The 23,290-nt window shown below is 46.4% G+C and carries 17 protein-coding genes and 1 pseudogene; 3 read left to right on the top strand and 15 right to left on the bottom strand.

What is annotated here, in order from left to right:
• Positions 1-192: 192 nt before the first annotated feature.
• The 14 genes and pseudogenes from GJB59_RS13110 to GJB59_RS13045 all read right to left on the bottom strand — a co-directional run bounded on the left by GJB59_RS13110 (position 193) and on the right by GJB59_RS13045 (position 21,675).
• Positions 193-2,973 carry a sensor domain-containing phosphodiesterase gene (locus GJB59_RS13110; RefSeq protein WP_142830812.1) on the bottom strand — a complete coding sequence of 927 codons (2,781 nt, stop codon included), beginning with the start codon at positions 2,971-2,973 and terminating at the stop codon, positions 193-195.
• A 484-nt stretch (positions 2,974-3,457) separates the two neighbouring features.
• Positions 3,458-4,024 (bottom strand): YdeJ family lipoprotein, encoded by a 567-nt coding sequence (locus tag GJB59_RS13105; RefSeq protein WP_142830811.1) that lies wholly within the window; start codon positions 4,022-4,024, stop codon positions 3,458-3,460.
• 226 nt (positions 4,025-4,250) lie between these two features.
• Entirely contained in the window at positions 4,251-5,159 is a 909-nt protein-coding gene (locus tag GJB59_RS13100) for a hypothetical protein (protein WP_236015678.1), read from the bottom strand.
• 117 nt (positions 5,160-5,276) lie between these two features.
• Positions 5,277-5,462: pseudogene (locus GJB59_RS19125) on the bottom strand (NINE protein); the annotation flags it as partial.
• Positions 5,463-5,818: 356 nt separating this feature from the next.
• A complete protein-coding gene (locus GJB59_RS13090; RefSeq protein WP_142830810.1) occupies positions 5,819-7,852 on the bottom strand; it encodes a beta-galactosidase in 2,034 nt (677 codons plus the stop codon).
• Between the two features lie 24 nt (positions 7,853-7,876).
• Entirely contained in the window at positions 7,877-9,601 is a 1,725-nt protein-coding gene (locus GJB59_RS13085; protein WP_244946851.1) for a glycoside hydrolase family 35 protein, read from the bottom strand.
• Between the two features lie 518 nt (positions 9,602-10,119).
• A complete protein-coding gene (locus GJB59_RS13080) occupies positions 10,120-12,330 on the bottom strand; it encodes an alpha-galactosidase (protein WP_142830809.1) in 2,211 nt (736 codons plus the stop codon).
• A gap of 372 nt (positions 12,331-12,702) precedes the next feature.
• Complete coding sequence (locus tag GJB59_RS13075; RefSeq protein ID WP_142830808.1) at positions 12,703-13,530, bottom strand: carbohydrate ABC transporter permease; 828 nt, start codon at positions 13,528-13,530, stop codon at positions 12,703-12,705.
• Positions 13,527-14,474, bottom strand: a complete 948-nt coding sequence (locus GJB59_RS13070) for a carbohydrate ABC transporter permease (RefSeq protein ID WP_236015676.1) — start codon at positions 14,472-14,474, stop codon at positions 13,527-13,529. Before GJB59_RS13070 ends, GJB59_RS13075 begins: the two co-directional genes overlap by 4 nt.
• Before the next feature lie 111 nt (positions 14,475-14,585).
• Positions 14,586-15,884, bottom strand: a complete 1,299-nt coding sequence (locus GJB59_RS13065; protein WP_142830807.1) for an ABC transporter substrate-binding protein — start codon at positions 15,882-15,884, stop codon at positions 14,586-14,588.
• A gap of 142 nt (positions 15,885-16,026) precedes the next feature.
• Positions 16,027-17,841: a sensor histidine kinase gene (locus tag GJB59_RS13060; protein ID WP_142830806.1), complete on the bottom strand. Its 1,815-nt coding sequence runs from the start codon at positions 17,839-17,841 to the stop codon at positions 16,027-16,029.
• On the bottom strand, positions 17,801-19,360 hold the full coding sequence (locus GJB59_RS13055) for a response regulator transcription factor (RefSeq protein ID WP_142830804.1): 1,560 nt from the start codon (positions 19,358-19,360) through the stop codon (positions 17,801-17,803). The genes GJB59_RS13060 and GJB59_RS13055 overlap by 41 nt, the downstream gene beginning before the upstream one ends.
• A 242-nt stretch (positions 19,361-19,602) precedes the next feature.
• Positions 19,603-21,099, bottom strand: a complete 1,497-nt coding sequence (locus GJB59_RS13050; RefSeq protein WP_142830802.1) for a flotillin family protein — start codon at positions 21,097-21,099, stop codon at positions 19,603-19,605.
• A gap of 174 nt (positions 21,100-21,273) precedes the next feature.
• Positions 21,274-21,675: a hypothetical protein gene (locus tag GJB59_RS13045; RefSeq protein WP_142830800.1), complete on the bottom strand. Its 402-nt coding sequence runs from the start codon at positions 21,673-21,675 to the stop codon at positions 21,274-21,276.
• 142 nt (positions 21,676-21,817) lie between these two features.
• On the opposite strand from GJB59_RS13045, the gene GJB59_RS13040 reads away from it, so the two are divergent.
• From GJB59_RS13040 to GJB59_RS13030, 3 genes are read left to right on the top strand one after another with little or no spacing between them, the layout of a single operon-like run.
• Entirely contained in the window at positions 21,818-21,985 is a 168-nt protein-coding gene (locus GJB59_RS13040; RefSeq protein ID WP_185960132.1) for a hypothetical protein, read from the top strand.
• Between the two features lie 22 nt (positions 21,986-22,007).
• Complete coding sequence (locus tag GJB59_RS13035; protein ID WP_142830798.1) at positions 22,008-22,274, top strand: hypothetical protein; 267 nt, start codon at positions 22,008-22,010, stop codon at positions 22,272-22,274.
• A 39-nt stretch (positions 22,275-22,313) separates the two neighbouring features.
• Entirely contained in the window at positions 22,314-22,484 is a 171-nt protein-coding gene (locus GJB59_RS13030; protein WP_185960131.1) for a hypothetical protein, read from the top strand.
• Positions 22,485-22,683: 199 nt separating this feature from the next.
• Here GJB59_RS13030 and GJB59_RS13025 read toward each other — a convergent pair whose 3' ends face one another.
• Positions 22,684-23,163, bottom strand: a complete 480-nt coding sequence (locus GJB59_RS13025) for a DUF4306 domain-containing protein (RefSeq protein WP_142830796.1) — start codon at positions 23,161-23,163, stop codon at positions 22,684-22,686.
• Positions 23,164-23,290: the final 127 nt, after the last annotated feature.

Here is a 23,290-nt window from a genome sequence, read left to right as displayed (position 1 = left end):
GACTCCCCTTTGTTTGAATTTTCACTACCTTTCTTATGCTACCTTATTTTCCTTCTTTGGTGCATATAAATTGAAAATATTTGATTATTTACGGGATCTTCTCTTATGCCAGTTTTGTTCTATACAAAAAAAGATCGGACAGAGATCCTGTCCAATCTTTTTGTTCTATAGGAACTAAATCACCAAAGCGGTTCAAAATCGATTCTTGTTGCTGATTTGATTCATAAATTCATCCAATGCTTTTGCATCCAAGGGCTTGCTGAAGTAATACCCTTGGATGTTGAAGCAGCTTCTGGCCATGAGGAAATCCAGCTGCTCTTTTGTCTCGACGCCTTCGGCAATAACATCCAAGTCCAAGTTTTGGGCGAGTGTGATGATGGTACTCGTAATCGCGGCATTGTCTTTGTCTGTTAATATATCGAACATGAAAGAACGGTCTATTTTCAGCGTATCGATCGGGAAGTTTTTCAAATACCCCAACGACGAATAGCCTGTGCCGAAATCATCCAATGATATTTTGACGCCCAGCATTTTGATCTCTCTCATTTTTTCCAAGGTCACATGGGTGTTCTTGAAAATCTGGTTTTCCGTCAGTTCGATGTGCAGGCATTCTGGAGGAATCCCTGTTTCCACCAGGATGCTTTCAATCATGGACAACAGGTCATCTTCTTCAAACTGCCTGCCGGACAGATTCACGGAAACCGTCATATGGGAATATCCTTGGGCATGCCAGACTTTCAACTGTTTGCAGGCATTGAGGAGCACCCATTTGCCAATCGGCACGATCAAGCCTGTTTCTTCCGCAGTCGGGATAAAGTCAATCGGGGATACCATCCCTCTTGTCGGATGATTCCACCGAAGCAATGCTTCTGCGCCGATGATGCTGTTGGTTCTGCTGTCGATTTGCGGCTGGTAATGAATGCAAAGTTCTTCATTTTCCAACGCTTTGTACAACGCATTCTCCAGGAAAATATTCTCCAGATTCCGGTCACTCATATCGCTTTGGAAGAAATGGTGGTACGTGCCGGATTTTTCTTTCGATTTGTACATGGCTGCATCTGCGTTTTTGATCAGCACTTCCGCTGTATCGCCGTCTTTAGGAAACAGGCTGATCCCGATGCTGGTTTTGATATGGACTTCCGTGTCTTTCAGCGAAAACGGTTCAGCAAACGACTCCACCAGTTTATCGACCAGATGCAATACATCGTTGTCGCTGTTAAATCCTGGCAGTATGATGGTGAATTCATCGCCGCCTTGGCGCGATAAAAATGCTTTTTTGGGTACATTGCGGCTTAAGCGATTGGCGACATCCTGTAAAATAGCATCTCCATAACTATGGCCCATGCTGTCATTGATGATTTTAAAGCGATCCAAATCCAAATACAGAACGGCCACTTTGCAGCCAGAGACTTTTGCCTTGTCGATTTCCTTGTTCAAGAAATCATTGAGCAAGATCCGGTTTGGCAAATCTGTCAGGTGATCGTAATAAGCCAGGTGGCTGATTTCGTTTTCCAATTGCTTTCTCTTCGTGATGTCGCGGAACGTCACCACGTCTCCGATGATGTTGCCGTTCTCTTTTATGGAAGAAACCACATATTCGACCGAAAAATCAGCACCGTCTTTTTTACGGAACTTGAGGTCCTCTTTTAAAGAGAGGGTGGTTCCCGTCAAATCTTCGTCTTTATTCAAGAGCAATTTGTACGATTGCCCGATCAGTTCGCCTTTGCTGTAGCCCAATATGAAATCTGCAGCGCGGTTGCAAAACGTGATTTTCCCTTCCAAATCCAGACCGAAAATCCCTTCTTCCACGGAATTCAAAATCAGCTCTTTTTCCCGCCCCATATTCTCGAGCTGGGTGACCACCAGTTCCAATTCATTGTTTTTTAAGAGAATTTCGGATGTTCTATCTTCAATCAGCACTTCCTGTTTCTCCATATACAGCAGGTTGGCAAGTGTTGAAGCCGTCGCGTCTGCGATGGATTGAGCCAACTCTATGTCTGATTTATGAAAAAACTGATCGTTTTTATCGAAATTCACCAGAACCAAGGCGCCCAACACTTCCCCCATTGATACAAAAGGAAGCATCAGCATTTCTTCAATCCCGAATGATTTGCAGACTTCCTGGTTGACCCGCTCATCTTTGGTTACGTCTGGTATATGCAGCGGTTTTTTGGTGCGGACCACAGCATCGAATACGGGATCGTTTGAAGGGTCAAATGCCAACTCAGTATGCTTTTCCAGCCATTCTTCTTCTTCCCATTCACTTTTCGCGCTTAAATTGGACGGTTTGATTTTTGAGCCTGCCAGCGGGTCCAATAAATGCACACCAATATTATCGTTTTTCAGTACAGTGCCGATATAATGGAAGCATTTATCCATGACAGCGGACATCGAAGAACTCAACGATAAATCCCGCGTCAAATCCAAAAGCAGCTGTTTCTCAGACAACAGATTTTCTTTGCGTTTTAAATTTTTGACGTTGCGGATCGCTACACCAGCCATGTTTACATAGGCTTCCACCGTTTGTATTTCATCTGCTGTCAGGTCCATCGGGATGCCGTAGTCAAACAGGAAAACAAGACCAAACAATTCTCCCTCATAGGAAACCGGAAGAGCGAGCAGCGACTTGATTCCGAACCCTGCGACTGCCCTCGGATCCGGGCGATTGTCTTTTGCCGTATTTGGGATGTAAATGGTCCGTTGTGTTTCGATGACTTCTTTTGCCAATAAATCATACTCTGTATCCACCACATGCATGTCGAGTGTCATGCCATTGATGACTTCCGGCTTCCCTACATATCCGCGGAATTTCCCGTCTTCCTGCGGCAAGTAGATGCCGACAGAATCGCATCGCACCACTTCTTCGGATATTGCAGTAATAACGTGTTCCAGCAATGGACGCAATTCAAGTTTTGTATTGATCAATTTTGTGATATGGGCCAACCGGGAATACCTGGTTTGTTCTTTTTCCATGAACCGAGCCTCCATTCTATGCCTTATTGACGCATCAGCTTATAATAAACAGGAATTTCATCTAATATTCTTTTGAAAAACATTTAGGTGTTTACATTCCAAAAATTTTACTATTCTCCCTATCATTCTACCTTATAAAAGAAATGTATAAATAGTTATTTATGTATTTTATTTCACAAAAAGAACCGACTACATGTGGTGAACTTAAGAATCATCAGTTATCAACCACTTCGGGCGCTGCTCTGTGCAAGTATAAAATAGAGAACCCCAATCAGCCAGTAATTTGCCGGATGATTGGGGTTCTCTATTTTCCATGTATATTGTGCTGTTTGCTGCTTTTTCTCCATGCAGTGCCGTTCAACTTAATTATAAGAACTGTCAGGGAGGCGATTAATGCGAGCCAGAGGATAAATTCCCAGTAAGGCATATGGCTGCTGTGGTTGTTCAGAAGACTTGCTTCACTGCTCAGAAAAAATTCATCCACTCACGGTTCAAACTCCAGTATCTCTATAAAGCGGATGACTTTCTCTTCATCCCCCGGATCGATCGCCACCAACTCCGTGTTTTCAATAATGTCGTTGTAGAAATCCTCACCGGCAGGATATTCACCGTCCCAACGCAATGGCACATTATACAGATTGATTGTGCCGTCTCCGTTGCCGCTGTATGTCACAGATCCGTCCACCAAGCGCGATCCCGCCAGTTGAATGACATCTTCCGGATAAGCGGCGCTCGTGTCATCGTCGGGATTGAGCGGCGTGCCTGCCGGGATGGTCTCGGCGTACAAGCCGTCTATTTCCTGATTTGGCCCAAGCTGAAGCCACACTCTGGCGTATTCAATCTCCTCGCTGGAATACGCGGATAAGGCATCTTCCGAATTGGTTTCTTCTGTCGAAAGGTCCTCTGCTGTTTCTTCCTCATTTGCCGGTACGCTTTCCTCCGGTTCCCCCCTTGCTTTTGAAGCGTCCATGATCGGCGCATCCTCTTCACCGCAGCCTGCCAACAGCAACAAAGCAGCACTCACATAAAAGATCTTTGCGACGCTCTTCATCTGTTCCGCTCTCCTTTCTTTTGGTCCGAATAGATAAGTTAGCAGTACATTCGATAAGGAAAGTCGGTTTTCCTGCACGTTAGGTTCTGATTGTCGAATAAAAACCAATCTGCCTGGAGGACACCATCCTACACATTCGCCGTTGCAGCCTCCCGCCAAAAAAGGCTGCCTGGCTCCTAAAAAGTTTGGGGCTCAAGCAGCCTAAAGAGGGCGTTGTATTTCTGTCTCAATATCTGTTCTTGTATTCTGTCACAATCGTGCCGATCAGAATCCCAATCACTTGGCCTTTAAAGGCATCCGGAACAGATTCGCCTGTCGGGTTCTTGTAATACAGAAGATTCGTTTCTTCATTGTAAGTAAATCCGATGTTCGCCAATTTGTTTTTCAGGGATTCCGGAAGCTGGTCGCTGCCTGTCACACTTTTAAAGTACGGTGTTGTATAAATAGAGACGTCGACATCATCCAAACTGGATTCCAGCACGAATAAATCCTTATCGCTTTTCACAATCCATTGACCTTTAGAGCTAATCGCTATTTGCATATATTCCAGGTTAGAAATACCGGACAAATTAACACCAAAGATTTGATTGATCAGGGTGCGGCTTTCTTCACCAGTGAGTGAATAATCCCGTTCTTTAATGTAGCGGTCCATTACCTGGTTCTTCGTCATAGCCATAATTCGTGCGTCCTGCAAAGTGGATTTCGGTTCCTCGTTTAAGGAAACGCGCAAGCTTTCCATAACTGCCGGTGGGTAGATTGCCAGTTTGCTGCCATAGTCCATTTTCGATACATAGTTTAAATCGATGTCAAAAATCTCTTCCACAGCCAAACGAACTTCTTGGCCTTTCACCTTTTTGCCAAATGACGCTAAATAGTAGTCCATTACTTTCACTTTTGGCATCGTTTCTATTACGCCGTCGGCTTGGGTAGACTTATCATCCACACCCAAACCGACTCGAACTGCCTTCATAACTTTCTTCGAATACTTGGCATCTTCTTTGTTCTGCTGGGCTTCGTAAGCTTGAGGATTGGCATTTGACACTGCTTCTTGAGCAAAGACGCTTCCAACTCCACCAGTCAAAGCAACGCTTGTCATTAAGGTGAGTAAGATAAGTTTTTTAAATTGGTTTTTCAAAGGGATCCCTCTTTCTGATAGTTGAATTTTGTCGGCAGTCACTCTGTACAAACAAAAAACGCACCGAAAAGGTTCCGGACACGTTTATTGTTCGCAGTCGATAAACTTAAAGATCGTTTAGTTGAAAGATTTCACTTGATTGATAGCATTTGTTTCAATCCGTTCGTTAACCGCTCTGATGCGCCCTCCAATGAAAAATACATCTATAGGCGGCCAGATGAATAGTGTTAACCATCCAAAAAGGATCATGCATATTGCCATCCCGGTATTGCCAAGATAAAAGCGATGGGCGCCAAGCGTTCCAAGGAAGAACCATCATAAGTAAGCAACTAATGGCTTCTGCGATTTTGTTTCCATTTCCTGTTGGGTAATTAATAATTATTCACTGGTAAGACCCTGTTTGCTTTGACTACTTGAATTGAACGTCGTCCTTCTCACTTCCCAACCTCTAAGGTTCACTATTTTTCCTTTATATTACAATATATAAATCTTTTAGTCCATATCAAAAGTAACGAAAATTATAATTTCTGCGTTAAGTACAATAAGATGAATAAAATTCATACAAAAATAACATAATGATGTTAATTATTAATTCTTATTTCGCGATAGAAAAAAGCCCAGTTCTAAAAAGAACATGGGCTCCTTAAAAATTCAGTTTCTTACACTTTTGCCAAAATTAAAACGCCTTTTTCTTTCAACACCAGATTTCCGCTCACGTGTGCATCCGTCAGCACTTCTTTATATTCGCTGTCCTGCAGCTCGATCGTGACTTCTTCGTTGTTGTGGTTCAACACGAACAAGAACGTTTGGCCGTCTTTTACGCGCTCGGTTGTTTCCACGCCTGCCGGTACGTCAAGCAATGGCTCGACGCCCGCTTCTTCGCAGACAGTTTCCAGGAAGTCGACGAGGAAGTCCGCGTCCGGGCTTGAAGCCACGTACCACGCTTTTCCTTTTCCGAATTTGTTGACGGTCAGGACCGGCATGCCTTTATAGAAGTCCGAGCCGTATTCTGCAACGGCTTCTGCGCCTTCTGTGTGAATCAAGTCAAACAACAAGTTGCATGAATATTTGCCGCTCAAACTTCCACGTGACCCTTTCACGACGATCTGATTTGTTTCATCCGGGTGCAGCGCATCAATTTCTTCTGCCCAAATGCCAAGGACATTGCGCAGTTCGCCTGGATAGCCGCCGAGTGTGACGATATCGGTTTCATTGACGATGCCGCTGAAGAACGTCGTCAGGAAGGTGCCGCCGTTTTCGACGAACTTCTCGACTTTCGCTGCGTAGCCTTCTTTGACCATGTACAGAACTGGAGCTATGACAACATCGTATTTGCTCAAGTCTTCTTCGACGCCGATCATGTCGACTTGGACATTCAATTTATAGAGCGCATCATAATATTTATGGACTTCATTGACATAGTCGAGCGACACGGAAGGTCCGCTTGACAGTTCGGTTGCCCAACGGTTTTCCCAGTCAAAGACGATCGCCACTTTGGCGTTGACCCGTGCATCGAGCAAAGTATCCGATAGACTGTTTAATTCTTTCCCTAATTGAGCGACTTCATTGAATACGCGTGTGTGTTCATGGCCAACGTGTTCAATGACCGCTCCGTGGTATTTCTCGCAGGCACCGACTGAACGGCGCAGCTGGAAGTACAGAATCGTATCTGCCCCGCGGCCGATTGCCTGGTAGCTCCACAAACGCATGACGCCCGGACGCTTCAAGGAGTTATACGGCTGCCAATTTTGCTGGCTCGGCGTCTGCTCCATCAGCATGAACGGCTGCCCGCCTTTCAACCCGCGCATCAAATCATGCGTCATGGCCGTGTAGCTGAACGGCGTATCAATTGCCGGGTAGTTGTCCCATGACACAACGTCCATTTCTTTTGCCCATTTGAAGTAATCCAGCATCGGATATGTACCCATCAAGTTGGTGGTGATTGGGATATTGGTTGGCACGTGCTTGCGGATCGCGTTGTATTCCAGCTTGTAGCAGTCCAAAAGGCTATCCGACTGGAAGCGGCGGTAATCAAGGGAAATTCCCTGGAAATCGGATACATTGTCTTCGCGTTCTTCGCTCAGCATGTTCGGTGCCACGATTTCGTCCCATTCGTAGAACGTATGCCCCCAGAAGCCCGTGTTCCACGCTTTGTTGAGCTTTTCAAGCGTACCGTATTTGTCGTTCAGCCAGCCGCGGAAAGCATCCTGGCAGTTGTCGCAATAGCAGTAGCCGCCATATTCATTGGACACGTGCCAAATCAAGACGGCCGGATGGTCTTTGTAGCGCTCCGCCAATGTCTCAGCAATCTTCTCTGAATACTTGCGGTAAGTCGGGCTGTTCGGGCACGAGTTGTGGCGGCTGCCGAACTTGCGTTTGCGGCCGTAAAAATCCACACGCAACACGTCCGGATATTTTTTCGCCATCCATGCCGGATGCGCTGCCGTACTTGTTGCCAGGCACGTGTAGATGCCATTTTCGTACAAGCGGTTGATTTTTTCATCGAGCCAGTCAAAGTTATAGGTATCTTCATTCGGCTGATTGAGTGCCCATGAAAAGACGTTTAATGTGGCCACGTCGATGCCTGCCAGTTTGAACATCCGAACGTCTTCGTCCCAGATTTCTTTCGAATCCCATTGTTCCGGGTTATAGTCCCCGCCGTGCCAAATCTTCGGTAATTTGTCGTTAATCATCATATTCCATCCCTTCTATTTTGATCAGCCCAACTTTGGCTGATCCAGCAATTGGATTTGATCGGTAGTTGTGTTTTCCAGTTCCAACACGACGATTCTATTGTTTTCTTTTATTAATAACGGACCTGGCAAGTAAAGCCGCTGCTGCGGACCGGCTGAGTTCCAGTAGCGCCCCAGGTTAAAGCCGTTGATAAAGACGTTGCCTTTCGTAAAACCATGCGTCTCGACGTACGTATCCAAACCTTCTGCTGCATCGAACGTGCCGCGGAAAAATTTCGGGAATCGCTGCTCCTGGCTCAACTCATAGGCTTCCGGCAAGCGGTCCAGCTCCACTTTGAACATCTCCCAGTGGAAGAAATACTGTTCGCCAAGCCACAGGTTTTTGATCAGGCCTTTCGGATCGGTCAAATGCTCGCCATAATTGGCGCGTCCCATGTTTTCAACCAGGATTTCCAGCGTGTTTACGGCGTTCGGGAAATTCAAGGTCACCATTTTTTCCGTATCGTTGATATACACAGTGGTGATAAACTGGCCGTTGACGTAGATCGAGCCACGGTCGCGGATATTGCCTGAATTGAACTTCAGTTCGCCTTGGCGATTGATCGTTGTGCGGTAAAGCGTATAGCCGTATGCCTGGTCGATGTCTTCCATGGCGAGCGGCACAATCTGCTCGACTTTGCCGCTGATGTCTTCGAGGACATCAAACAAACTGACCGATTCGGTGAGAGTGACTTCACCATATGCTTTCGTCGATGGTACTTCCTCGAAATCCGCCGGCACTTCCCTGTATTCGCCCAAAACTTTCTTGACTGCCTTGTATTTCTCGGTAATCGCCCCGCCCTCCGTCAGCAAGCTGTCGTAATCGTAGCTGGTGATCGTCGGATAATAGATGTCGTAATGGTTGGCACCGTTCATGAAACCGAAGTTTGTGCCGCCGTGGAACATATAGAAATTGACGGATATGTTCTTCTCCATAATTTCTTTAAAGACCGCAGCAACGTCGTCCCCGCTCCGCACCGTATGTTCACCTGACCAGTAATCAAACCAGCCGATCCAGAACTCGGCCACCATTTTCGGCGAACCGGGTTTAAAGGCATCGAGCGCATCAAACGATTCGCCCACCCGCGAACCAAAGTTCAGCGTTGTGGTGACGTCCGGCAGCGAGCCTTGCTTGATAAAGTCAGGGCCGTCTGATGTGAACAGGAATGTATCGAGTTCGTGTTTTTGGTATTGCTCTTTATAGAAATCTAAGTACGCTAAATCATTGCCGTACGCCCCGTATTCATTTTCGATTTGCATCGCAATGACCGGACCGCCGTTTTGGTACAGATGTTTTTTGAACTTTGGCAGCAATTCGGCAAAATAATCTTCCACATGCTTGAGGAACGACGGATGGCTGCTTCGCATGACCATGCTTTTGTCTTTCAACAGCCAGGACGGCAAGCCGCCCATTTCCCATTCCGCACAAATGTATGGCGCTGGGCGCAGGATTACATACAGTCCGATAATATGCGCAAGCTCGATAAAGCGTTCGATATCCGCCATTCCGGAAAAGTTGAACTGGCCTTTTTTCGGCTCATGGAAATTCCACGGAATGTAGGTCTCGACCGTATTCAGCCCCAGAGCTTTCAACTTCAGCAAACGGTCTTCCCAATGTTCCGGCACCGTACGGAAATAGTGCATCCCGCCCGACAAGATCTGGAAAGGCTCGCCTTCAAAATAAAACGATTCGTTTTTAGCAGTCAGCACGTCGACGCCTCCTATGTAAATTCGGATAATAATTTTTGATTTGTTGATATTCCGCAAAACAACTCCGCTTTCCTGTGGGCTCGCGCCAAGCCTCCTCGTCGCCTAGCGACTGCGGGGTCTCGGCTGTCTCGCTGTCCCACGGGAGTCTCCGTTGTTTTGCTCCATATTCCAGATAGCTTCTATAACAAGTAAAATCAGCTTTTTATAGCAACCATCCAACACCGGCGCGTCTACGGGCTAAGCAGAGCAAGAAGACAGGTGCTTTTCCTGGCTTCTTGCGGGAGCTATGCCCAGAGCGCCCGGCGCGATCTTAGAACTCAACACCAATGCAAAACTGCTGCGCTTTTTTGATTCATGCCTTAAGTAGACTCAACATAAATAAAATTGGTTTTTTAATAGCAGATATCCAGCACCGGCGCGTCCACGGGCTAAGCGGAGCAAGAAGACAGATGGTTTTCCTGGCTTCTTGCGGGAGCTGTGCCCAAAGCGCCCGGTGCGATACTAGAACTCAACACCACTTACACTCTCGTTAATTTATAAACAACAGAAGAAAAGTCAGCCGGATGTTCATTCGTGCGGTAGCGATTTAGCTGAAGGCCTGCGCCCATCAATTCGTCGCCGTAAAACGTGGCATCTATTCCGTCGATTGCGTACTCGAATTCCGGGTTCAGCCCTTTAAAGAACACTCGCGTGAGCCCTGGATTTGGCTGGGCCAGCACTTGGTAATAGCCGAGTATCGCCTCGTTTTGGTCGTCTGATACGACGGTCCAGCTGGTGATGTTGCCGTCTTCCGCAAACGGGCTGTTGATTCGGTAAAATTGCCCTTGCTGGATGAGCGAACGATTTTCTTTGTATAAAGCGATCTGTTGTTTGACAGTTTCTTTTTCCTCGTCTGACATCTTCGTCACATCGAGCTCGTAGCCAAATGCGCCAAAGTAAGCAACGTTCGCCCGTGTCTCGAGGCTAGTGATTCGCCCGACTTGATGGTTCGGCACCGCAGATACGTGTGCGCCCATCGAGCTGATCGGGTAAACCAGCGATGTGCCGTATTGGATTTTCAAACGTTCAACTGCATCGGTATCATCACTCGTCCACCCTTGCGGCGCGTAATGCAGCAAGCCCGGATCGAACCGGCTGCCGCCTCCTGCACAGGACTCGAACAATACATGCGGAAATTCCGTTGTCAGCCGTTCATACAGCGAATAAACGCCTAATATATAACGGTGGACCACTTCGCGCTGGCGGTTAGCCGGCAGTTCCAGGGAGCCAATTTCCGTCATATAGCGGTTCATGTCCCATTTCACATACGAAATCGGTGCGTCCCGCAGCACTTTTGCCATTAAGCCGTGAATAAAATCCACCACTTCCTGTCTGGAGAAATCCAGAACAAACTGGTTTCGGCCATGCGACATTTTGCGATTGGGGACGTGGATCACCCAGTCCGGATGTGTTTTATACAGTTCGCTTGCTTTCGACACCATTTCCGGTTCAAACCACAAGCCGAATTCCATGCCCAAGCCCGTTATGTCTTTGGCCAATTGAGCAAGGCCGTTTGGCAATTTGCGCTTGTCTTCAAACCAATCGCCTAAAGATGACGTATCGGCATCGCGCTTGCCGAACCAGCCATCGTCCAGGACGAAAAGTTCCACGCCCAATTCCTTGGACGACTTCGCAAGCTCAAAGATTTTCGTTTCATCAAAATCGAAATAGGTCGCTTCCCAGTTATTGATCAATACCGGCCGTTCACGGTCGCGCCATTGTCCGCGCGCAAGCCGCGTCCGGTACAGCTTGTGGAACGTCTGGCTCATTTCATTCAAGCCTTCTGCCGAATACACCATGACCACTTCCGGCGTCTGGAAACTTTCGCCGCTTTCCAGCAGCCAATTAAAATCAAACGGGTTGATGCCGATCATCAAGCGGGTCACATCGTAATGATCCACTTCTACTTGCGCCAGGAAATTGCCGCTGTAAACCAAACTCACGCCGTACACTTCACCTTGGTGCTCCGTTGTTGAAGGACGTTTCAGTGCCAGAAACGGATTGTGCTGCGCACTGCTCGTTCCCCTTGTGCTGGAAATACTTTGAGTGCCTGGCACCAGTTTGCGGTTTTTAATATGCCGCTCTCTTGCCCATGAACCCGACAGCTGCACCATTTCAAAATCCGAATCCGGCAAATCGAAGCTGGCACTCATCGCTCTCGTCAAATTGACATCCGTCTGCCCACGATTGATAAATTGAGAAGATCGGGCGATTGCATTCAATCCTTCAAACACCGTATAAGAAAGCCGGACTTCCATATCGATTTCCTTATCGTACAAATAAACTTCCAGCGTCGTTGCCTCATCCTCATTTTCCACATACGTCGCAGGCAAGCCTTCCAGCCCTTTTTTCCCTTGGTAGATATCATGGCTTTGGTAAACAAAATTCGTGATGCGGCTGCCGCCTTCTTGCAGCACTTGATATGCAGGTTCCCGGAAATCCGTTGCTCCGTATGCTGGATACTCCTGCTTGATCAAATCCAGCGAAAAAACAAGATCCCCTTCATTGACGCAAGCCGTGTTCGGCGCCTCTTCCACATGGAACAAACGCTCGAACGACTCCCGATGGCGCAGCTTCTTGCCGTAATAAAGATGGCCGAGCTGCCCATTTTCCAAAACGCTGAGAATATAACTTACTTTTTTACTTTGCAGATGAAACTCACGTTTGGATTCGTTATATAAAATCGGCACAATTTACCTCCTATATAAGTTGAACTAATAATCTGGCATTGCGGATATTCCGCAAATCAGCTGCGCTTTCCTGCGGGCTTGCGCCGAACTAACTTGGGCTAGACGCCCAAGTGGATTTCTTGTATGTCGCTGCGCTGCTCCGCGGGAGTCTCCGCTGAATTGCTTCATATCTTCTAATTAGTTAGTGAACAAACATTAACTCACATTTAGATAAGGAATATCTTAGCGCCGGCGCGTCCACGGGCTAGGCGAAGCAAGAAGACAGGTGGTTTTCCTGGCTTCTTGCGGGAGCCATGCCCAAAGCGGCCGAAGCGCAGTATAATAGCAATCCTCAGCTATCAACTGGAGGCCTCCCTAAAAACTGACTACCATTTACCCCTTAACCGACCCCATCATGCCCGCAACAAAGTGTTTCTGCATGAGGAAGAACACAAGTGCAGTCGGCAAGGTGGCGATGACGATGGCTGACATGATCACGCCATAGTCCGGTGAGTAGCTTGATCCCAAATTTGAAATCAGCAACGGAATCGTTCTTTTTTCCGGTGACTGCAGGATGACCAATGGCCACAAGTAGTTGTTCCAACTGTTCATGAACGAAATGATCGCCGCTGCTGCATAAGTCGTTTTCATCGTTGGCATGTAAATGCGGAAGAAAACGCCAAGTTCACTCAAGCCGTCAATTCGTCCTGCTTCCACCAAATCTTTCGGGAACATTTTCGTGTTCTGGCGGAAGAAAAAGATAAAGAAAGCCGTTGTCGCTGTCGGCAAAATAACAGCTCCGAGCGAGTCAATTCCGATTAACGGTGCCGTGTCGCTGATGCTGCCGAACATGCGGTACAACGGAACCATGATCGCCGCAAACGGAATCATCATCGACAACAGCAAAATATTAAAGATGATGTCTTTTCCTCTGCTGCGGTGGATTTCAAAGCCATAGCCGGCAAGCGAAGCCAGCAAGAGCGTTAACACGGTGGTGATGACCGCAATAATGGTCGAGTTGATCAAAGCTGGGACGATATCGATCGTCGAAAACAAAGTTTTCATGTTTTCGATCAAGTGGGTTCCAGGCAATAAGCGCCCCTGGGTCACATCCACCGATTTGTTGGTGATGCTGACGAGCATCCACAAGAAAGGAAAAATGGATACGATGGCTGCGAGACTTAAGAATACATAAATAAAGATTCGTTTTACGTTTTTCATTTTTTCTCACCCGCCACTCTGAATTGAATAATTGAAAGAATTACCACTAAAATTACGATGACGTAGGATACCGTTGACGCGTAGCCAAAGTCAGGCGTGTATTCGAATGAAAGATTGTAAATGTATTGCGAAATCGAGATTGTCGCATTTCCGGGTCCGCCGTTGGTGATGTTGACGATTTCATCAAAAATCTGCAATGTACCGATTGTTGACGTAATCGATGTGAACAAAATAATCGGCTTCAGCATCGGCACGGTAATCTGGAAAAACTGCTGAATCGAGTTGGCTCCATCAATTCGTGCCGCTTCGTAAATCGACTTGTCGACGTTTTGCAAAGCCGCCAAATAGAAAATCATGTTATAGCCTGTCCATCTCCACGTAATCGCAAGGATGATGACCACTTTCGCCCATACAGGATCGGCTAAAAAGTTGATCGATTCGGAAATAAAACCAAAGTTGAGCAAAAATATGTTGATGATGCCATCGATTCCGAACAAGTATTTAAAGATGACCGAGTAAGCTACCAGTGATGTAACACATGGCAAGAAAATCGCGATTCTGAAAAATCCTCTGAATTTCAATTTCGGATCATTTAACAGGACAGAAAAGAATAACGCCAATACAATCATCAATGGCACTTGAATGAGCAGGTAAATTGATGTATTGGTTAGCGCTGCGATAAACGTCGGATCGCCGAACAATCGCTGCCAGTTGGATAAGCCCGTAAATTCCAGGTTCCCGCCCATTCCAGTCTGGAACGATAACAGGAAAGCCTGGACCATCGGGTAAAAGTTAAAGATTGTAATTGCGATGACTGAGATAATGATAAACAGCCAACCAACTTTTTTCTTGAAATACACACCTGTTTTTTCGCGTTTGGTTTCTTTATAGCGCAAGCGCACTGGAAGATCCATTTCGCCTTTTTTGGTTGATTGCTGACTCATGTTTCTCATTCCTCCTATAAAAAAACCTTGAGCTGAGCCGCACTGGTGAGCGTTAAAGCACTTCTACCAGTTATTCGGCGGCAACTCAAGGCTTCATTTATTTCCAATCCATTATTTGAGTTGTGCTTCAGCTTGTCCTTGGACACCTTCAAGTACTGTCGTAAGCTCTGCGCCGTTCAAATAATCTTGCATTCCAGTGACCAAAATGTCTTCAATTGCGTATGTGTGAAGGCCATAGTTGACGGCTGGAATTTCGTCTGTCCATGTAGAAAGATCTGTGAGAAGCTGTTGTCCGCCAAAGAATTCATCTTCAACTGCATAGGCATCTCCTTCAGCTGCTGGTGAATATGTTCCAAGAGCACCGATGTCTTCTACAAGTGTCTGGTACAAATCAGGATTTGAACCGAATGTGTTCAGCATGAAATCTGCTGCTTGTTCTTTGCCGTCCACGTTCAATACGTACCACGAGCTGCCGCCCAAGTTAGAAGAGTTTACTGCGCCTTCCATATCCAAACGCGGCATTGGCACTACTGCCCAGTTGCCTGATTGGTCTGCTGCCTGCTTAACGCTTGGCGTAATCCAGTTTCCTGTTGGAACACTGGCAACATCGCCGCTGTTGAATGCGCCAACAAACTGGCTCCAGTCAGAAACGATTTTCGCGATGTCCGCATCCATCATTTTTTTGTATGTTTCAAATGCTTTTTCAAGTGATTCGTTGCCGGCCAGGTTCGGTGTTGAACCGTCTTCATCCACATACCATGAACCGTTTGTCTGAATCATCATGCGAACTTGAGCCAAATCGTTCGGATCCAACGTCAGCATGTTTTTGCCTGTTGCTTCTTTTACATCTTTACCAATTTCAATGTATTCATCCCACGTGATATTTGTTACGTCTTCCACTGTGTATCCCGCTTCTTCAAGATAGTCTGTACGGACATACAATGCAGCTACGCCAGAATCGAATGGCAATCCGTATTGCTCTCCTTCGAAGCTTGTTGTCGCAATTTTATATTCTGCAAAGTCATCTGAATTGATAACGTCCGTCAATGGATGGAATGCATCCGGATAAGCTTGCAGGAAGCTTTGTGCACGGTAATCTTCAATCAGGACAATGTTTGGCATTCCGTTCGTTGTACCCGAGCTAAGACCTGTGTTTAGTTTTTGAATAATATCGTCCTGTGCATTTTCAATGACTTCGACTTCATACTCGCCGTCTCCGTTGTAAGCTTCTTTTGCATTTTCAAGAGCTGCAATGTTGAATGCCGGATCCCAAGCCCAAGCTGTAATTGTATCTACACTTGATGAACCTTCCGAACCGCTGCCTTCACTTGTTTCTTCATCCCCCGAAGAACATGCTGCCAATACAACCATACCGACTACCAGTAATAGCATAAGATAAAACTTCTTCATCAAAAATCCCCCTTTTTGTAAGCGCTTAACTTTTCGCCTTACATACAGTATAGCGACCAAAAAAAAAAGATTGTTAGCACAATCTTTAGGTGTTTTATTCGAAAATTTTTAGATATTTCAAATTCTTCTGTATTCTATTGGACTATTCTTGGATACTTGTAATTTTGTTGGGTTTTACAAGCGTATCCGTTTTCTGAAGAGGCAATTCCACTCTCACTTTTGTGCCTTCGCCTTTTTTGCTGGTGATTTCTACGCCGTATTCTTCCCCATAAAGCATTTGGATGCGTTCATGGACATTGCGGATGCCAATTCCGCTAAACAGATGGCGTTTCTCTTTAATATCTTCTTTCGTATAATCGCCCTTCATCTCCATGCCATCGCCATTATCGGCGATTTCGCACAACAGATTGTCCCCTTTTTGGGACACCAGAATTTGCACAAATCCTTCTTTTTTCTCGTTAAACGCATGGAAAAAGGCGTTTTCGATAAATGGTTGAAGAATCAGCTTCGGCAACTGGCAATCGAGGCAATCCGGCGAAATGAAGAAATTCACTTTGATTCCTTCGCCATACCGCGATTGGTTGATCAGGACGTAGTTTTTCAAATCCTTTATTTCCTGTTCCACGGTGATGGTTTGATCGACATTGCTGAGTGCGTTTTGCAGCAGCGAAATGAGCGCATGAATCATATCGGTCGCTTTTTCTTTTTTGCCTTGCTGGATCATGAACTTGATCGATGCCAAGGTGTTGTAAATAAAATGCGGGTTGATTTGATGCTGCAGCGCCATCAGTTCCGCGCTGCGCTGCTTTTGCTGCGCTTGAACGACGAGATCAACGTATTCCTGCAATTCGCTGAGCATGGAGTTGAAGGCATTGGCGATTTTCTTCGCTTCGTAGCCCCCGGTTTCGGCGACCGGCATATTGAAATCGTGTTTGGCCATTGCCGAAATTTGCTTGACCAAACGGGTGATCGAATTGGTCATCCGGCGGGATATGATAAACACGACGATGACAGCAAGCAGCACGATGCCGAGGCTGATCAGCAGAATTTCTTTCGTGTTGACCAAATTGTCCAGGACCGCGTTTTTATCCACCAAGTTCACCAGGTACATATTGTAAGTCGGAAGGTATTGGGACATTAGCATATAGTCCTTGCCGAACACATGGACATCTTTGAATTCCAGTTCTTCGTCATCTACTTGTTTTGCCAAGGCCATGACGTCGATTGCTTCGTCACCGATCATTTCTTCTTTATTGCTGGAAACGATCCTTCCGGTTTCATCGACCAGCAGCACTTCGGTTTCCATGCTCGTGTAGCCTTCGTAGAACTGTTTCAGCTGCGCTTCCCGGATCGGGAAATACAGGACGCCGTAGATTTCGCCGGTCGACCTTTCCATGAGCGCTTTTGTCGCAACGATCATCGGCTCGTCCGTAAACGAAGTGGACGGCATATATTGATAAAGCAGCGTGTTCGGCCGATTGATCGTATACTCAGTGATCGGATGGTTTCTCAGCACTTCCCACGAGACCGGCCAATTCGAATAATTTACATTGTACAGCCGCTCGTTGTTGCCGAGCACAATCATATTGGCATTGTACGACTCGACTGTCGGGTAGATGCGTTCAATCTGCTCGCTGATGTCATGATAGGATCTGAACGTTTCAATGGTGGTGGCATCTGTTTGGGTCAACACCCTTTTGATGGTGCCGTTGTTTTGGACTTGATTCATCGCACTGACGACGGCAAAGCTATAGTCTTCAAACTGGATTTCAATCTGTTCCAGGGCTTTTGTGTTTGAAATGCTGAAAGTTTCCATAAACAAATTGGAAGACATCCGGATCGAGCTGAACGTGATCAGTAGGGACACAGCGACGATGCTGAGCACCATAATCAGGAACATTTTAACAAACAGGCTGTTATTTCTTAAGACTAGAAAGGCCTTTTTCTTCATTTTCATGGCGGGCTTGGAGCTCCTTTCGGTAACTGCCTGGAGACATCCCGGTTATGCGCTTAAACACTTTGCAAAAATAGCTATGCTCTGAATAGCCCACCATTCCACTGATGTTCGAAATGGATACTGTACTGTTTTCCAGCAGCTCCATCGATTTTTTGATCCGCACCCGATTCAAGTATTCGCTGAACCCTTCTTTATGGTGCGTGCTGAAATAAGAAGACAGGTAGGAAGCGTTAAAGTGAAAATGATTGGCGATTTCAGACAGCCGAAGCGGCTCTGTGTAATGCTGCTCGATATACCCCAGAATCTTATCGAGGTTATTGGACTCGTTTGCTTTGTCGCCAAAAAGCATGATGGCCCGCACACTCTCCAGGAATCCGTTGAACTGTTCGAGTGCTCGGTTTGCATGGGCGGCTTCGTTGATGTCAGAGAAATAACCGTATTTTTTTTGTTCAAGTTCTTGTGTATCGTATTTCATGGCATCCAATAGCACGATGACGTTAAAGACGATATTGCCTAAAAACGACTTGAATTCAAAGCTGTCGTTGTTGTAGCGCCCCGCTAAATAATCGACGTGGTCTTCCAAATACGTAAAGGCCGCATTGAATAAGCGGTCTTTGAACAGCTCGATAAAATGATTTAAATCGAAGTTGTCTTGCTTTTCATTTTCTTCCGGCAGCTTGTCGTAGCTAAATACACGCGTGTCCGGCAAATAAAATATATACTTTTTCATTTTCAAAATGCCTTCATCGTGCACTCTTTTGATGTCGCCGATGGCATCGAACGGCTCGAACAACATCCAAGTTGCATCAGGAGATTCGGCTGCCTGGTTTTCGATCGTCCGTTTGATGCTGTCCAGCTGATCCGGATTGAAGTTCAGCAAAAGCATGGTTTCGGACTCGCTGGAAGCTAATGAAAAAATCCGAAATTCTCTGGGAACAGATTGTTCTACTGCCATTTTCAGCTGGATGGGATCCAGATTTTTTCCGTGGACGCCCACCAAAGCAAAGCGGCTGTTGGGCAGCGCATCGGCTGAAACTGTCTGATCCAACGAAAGATCGTAGCCCGAAATCATGTTTTCCAATAGCTCTTCAGTAGAACGTTCCGGCTTGACTGCCGACGCGCAATGCTGCAAATCAGGAATCCGGCTAACGACCCGGTTCAAGATTTTCAACAATTCCGGCCCGTTCAACTTGGGCTTTAATATATAATCGGCGACCCCGTTCTGAAACGTCGAGCGCACATAATCGAAGTTTTCAAAACTGCTCAAGACAATGAATTCCGTATCCGGAAATGCTTTCTTCCCTTCCCTGACCAGATCGATGCCGTCCATGATCGGCATGACGATGTCGGTGACGACAATATGCGGTGAAAACTCCGCGATCAATTGCAGCGCTTCTTTGCCGTTTGAAGCCTCCCCGACAATTTGAAATCCCTCTTGTTCCCAGTCAATATAATTTATGATTCCTTGCCTGATCAACATTTCATCATCTACAATCAGAACTTTGCACGCTTCTCCCATGAAATTTCCCCCTTAGATGACAACTCACAAGATTTTTCTCTTGGCGCAGCTCTCTATCTTTTGAATAAAATCAGTTGTCCCATTTCGTCAATTTGGCCATTTTCTAAAATCTCTTTTGTGCCAATCTACAGATATAATAGCATCTTTTTATGGAATCATGTCGATTAATCGGATTTGAACAGCAGCCAGGCAAGAGAAAAACCCGCCACCTTTTTCGAAAAGGTGATGGGTTTTATTCCGCTTTAGCGGTCTTCATGCGTGTCGTTGGCATCTTCTTCAAGTGGTGATTGTTCTTTTTGCACAATCGGCAATGTTGCAGCCGGAGCCTGCTGCGGAGCAGAGGGTTTGTTGCGATTCACATAGGACTTCAGCAATTCGCCGACGTCAATGCCGGTCATTTCCTTAAGCGGCTCCTGCATGTCGACCATCGTTTTGGTGACGCTTTTGCCGAAGGACGGAATGCCCTGGCCGTTGCCGGAATCGATGATTTTCACCGAGTCGATATTGCTGAGCGGCAACGCGACTTTCTCGGCGAAGACCGGCAGCATGTCGATCAGTTTTTCGGTAATGATGACATCGCCGTGCTCTTCCATGGCTTCTGCCAACAGTTTGCGGGATTCGGCTTCTGCCTTCCCTCGTTCGCGAATAACTTCCGCTTCTGCAGAACCTTCATCGCGTTTGATCTTCGCTTTTGCTTCTCCGTCGATGACGGCACGGCGGGCATCCGCTTCTGCAGAACGCGTCGTTTCGTAATAGGTCGCATCGGCTTTTGTCTTCCGCACTTTGCTTTCTTCTTCTTCCAGCTTAACGGCGCGTTCTCGCGCTGCAAATTGCATGCTTAGTTCTTCTTCCTGAATTTGCATCGCCAGCTTGGCTTTTTCCAGTTCGTATGACTGCTCGGACTTGGCGCGCGCACGCTCGGTTTCTTCTTTGAACGCTGCGTCTTTGATGTCTTTTTCTTTTTTCGATTGAGCTGTGGAAATTTGGCGCAAGTATTCTTCTTCTTTCGCTTCCTGGTCGGTCTGCGCACGGTGAATGCGTGTTTCTCGCTCCGTGTTCGCTTCCGCGATTTCAGCCAGCTTGCGGACTTCCGCAATACGCGGACGGCCCAGGTTCTCCAGGTAGCCATTGTTTTCATCGGCATCCCGCAAATCGGTCAAGCCGAGTGAAGTGATTTTAAAGCCCATCAAATCAAGCTGCTTCTGGGCGATGTCCTGCACGTCCGTATTGAATTTTTCGCGGTCGCTGTTGATGTCTTCAACCGTCATCTTCGACAGGATGGCACGCAAATTACTGCCCAGCACTTCGATGATTTCCGTTTCAATTTCTTCCTGTTCTTTGCCAAGAAACTGCTCGGCGTAATTGGCGATACCGTTCAGCGTATCCGCCACTTTTACCATCGCAACAGCGTCTGCCACAATCGGCACCCCAGCGTTTGTATAAACACGTGGTGTTGCCAATTTCAGCTGGAACGAGGTCAAACTGACAGGCGTTGACGTTTGGAAGCGTCTCAGTAAGTAACCGCCGCCTCGTATAATTTTCATCGAACGGCCTTCGTCGTCGGTGAAGATGTTGGTATCTTTTTCCGGATCCCCAAGTTTCGGTCCGGTGATGATCAATGCTTCATTGGATTTGGCGGTGCGGTAACGGATTTTCATCCAGAAAAAATAACCCACACCCGCGATTGCGGCGATGATCAGCAACGCAATAATGACTGTAATGATGCCTATGGATTCCATGCTGCTTCCACTCCTTCTGATTTGATGTTTGCCTCGATTCCTGCGGGACAGGAACTTGCCATCAAGCTCTTCGTTATGTACGCGATGGAGGCTTATAGTAATTATACGAGCGACTTATCAAAATGTTTCAAAAAAAGGGAATGTTTTTACAGAAAACCAAAAACTAGAGTGGTTTTACGGCCGGTAGCCATAGCCGAAATTGAAGGTGAAATAAAAGAAAAATACTAATGCCGCTGCCGGCAGCAGACTGATTGTAATCAGGATTTTCACTGTTATTGTTTCGCTGTTTGTGAACCACCGGTAGTATATGTAAAGCAGAATCCCGATAAAGGGCAACAGAAATAAGTTCGATGCGGTCCACGCCCATTGCGAGTTGTCATCCCAATAAGCTTCCGGAACCGGGACGCCGCCGCTGTATTTTTCATTGATGCGATTTGTGTTGGCTATGAATAGGAATGTCAAGATTCCGTAATAGATGACCGCTAGGCTCCTTGTCCACCAATTGAAATACGGATTGGCCATGACGATAATCACTATCGTTCCGGCGATGATGAACAGCCACGTAAAGGTATCCATGAAAGTCCTCCTTTATTACTCGTAATCTTCTTTCCTAACCATATGTTCCATAAGGGAATAAGTTCCAAGAAGGGCTGGCCACGTAAACTTTTTGAAACGATTTTCCTCTTCTTGCGTATTATGAATATGAGGAGGTGCGTCCATGAGTGCAATGAATGAATTTTTCTTCTTGATTCCAATTTTGTCGATCCTGTTTTATTTATTGGTATTTGGCTTTGGGATTTATGCTGTGGCAACTGGTCTGAAGCTGGCGAAAGAACGCAATGCCCATTTGAAGACAATTGCCGAGGAGCTGAGGCGGAGGCTTTAATTTCAGAGAGGGGTTGAAAGGTATGGGATTGATCCGGTGGCTGTTTTTCAAACGAAAGCATTTGGTGTATACCGCTTTCGGCGATGATATGTATTACAAAGCGGCTGGCAGATTCAGTTCACATGGCATCGCCTATGATACCGTGTTGAAAATGAATGCCAATGTATACGGCACTGAAGGCCATATCGGCACCCCTCAAATGCACAATGCGCTAGCGAACGCTGCACAGTACGATTTTTACATCGCTAAAGAAGACGAGCATCGCGCACAACAGGCGCTTCACGGATAGCTTTTGAACTTCTTGTACTATCAAATTGGAGGACTTATTATGGAAATCGGATTCTACTTGCTGGTGGCCATCATCGGAGTCGGCTTCCTTCTTTTGGCTGGCTTTGACATCTACCGGAAATCACAGATCAAGCTTCGGAGCGAGACAAAATCGCTATGGAGCAGAACAATTGGAGCTGCAGGGGAAAATTTTGTGACAGCAGTATTATAGAGACGCTTCGGGTATATCGAGAGCCTGAAGCGCCTTTTTCATTCTATTGCGGATCGGTCGGTTCACCTCGAAATGGATTGCTGCAAATAAAACCGCCTATTCCGCAAATAAAGTTTAGGATTGCGCAAACAAAGTGGGATATTCCGCAAACAAAATATTTATTCCGCAAACAAATCGCCTTTTTCCGCAAACAACCAGCTTAATGCGACAGCTTCCTCTCTTTGATTAGCCAAAAGAGACAACCTGCCATTATAAAAATGCCGCTCCCTAGAAAAATCCTGGAAAACAGCTGAAGTCCATCGGTCGGAGAAGCCATCAACATGCCGCTGAATACCAGCAGCTTAACCGCGAAAAACAGCAGTAATACGCACAATGCAGTTTTTCTCGCTTTAAACACCCGAAAAGCCAGCTGCAGGAACAAGGTCAAGCCGGAAATGAACATGATGACCGGAAACAACGGCTCAAATTTTGCCGCGTACACCAGATAATCAACCGCCAGGATATGGTCTGCCGATGTGACTTCCCCGTTCAGCCAATTGGTGAATACTGCGGAGTGCTGCCACTCCCACGATACGTCATCGAGCTGGCTGCCTTCGTATAAACTGAAGAATGCGGCAACTGCGAAAAAGATCAAGGCGGCAAAAAACAGGATAGATTTTCTTACGGTTTCCTTATGCATGGAATTGCTCCTTTTCGAAGAATTATACTCCCACTATATCAATAATTTTCCATCTAAAGTGAAAAAAAAAAAAGAGAAACCTCTAGGGTGAACCGCACCCCAAATGGTAGACACTTTAAAAAAAGTG

Source organism: Planococcus soli (assembly GCF_016881065.1).
Taxonomy (GTDB): domain Bacteria; phylum Bacillota; class Bacilli; order Bacillales_A; family Planococcaceae; genus Planococcus; species Planococcus soli.
The sequence above is the reverse complement of the archived record's forward strand: the minus strand, read 5'-3'. Positions and strand labels throughout refer to the sequence as shown.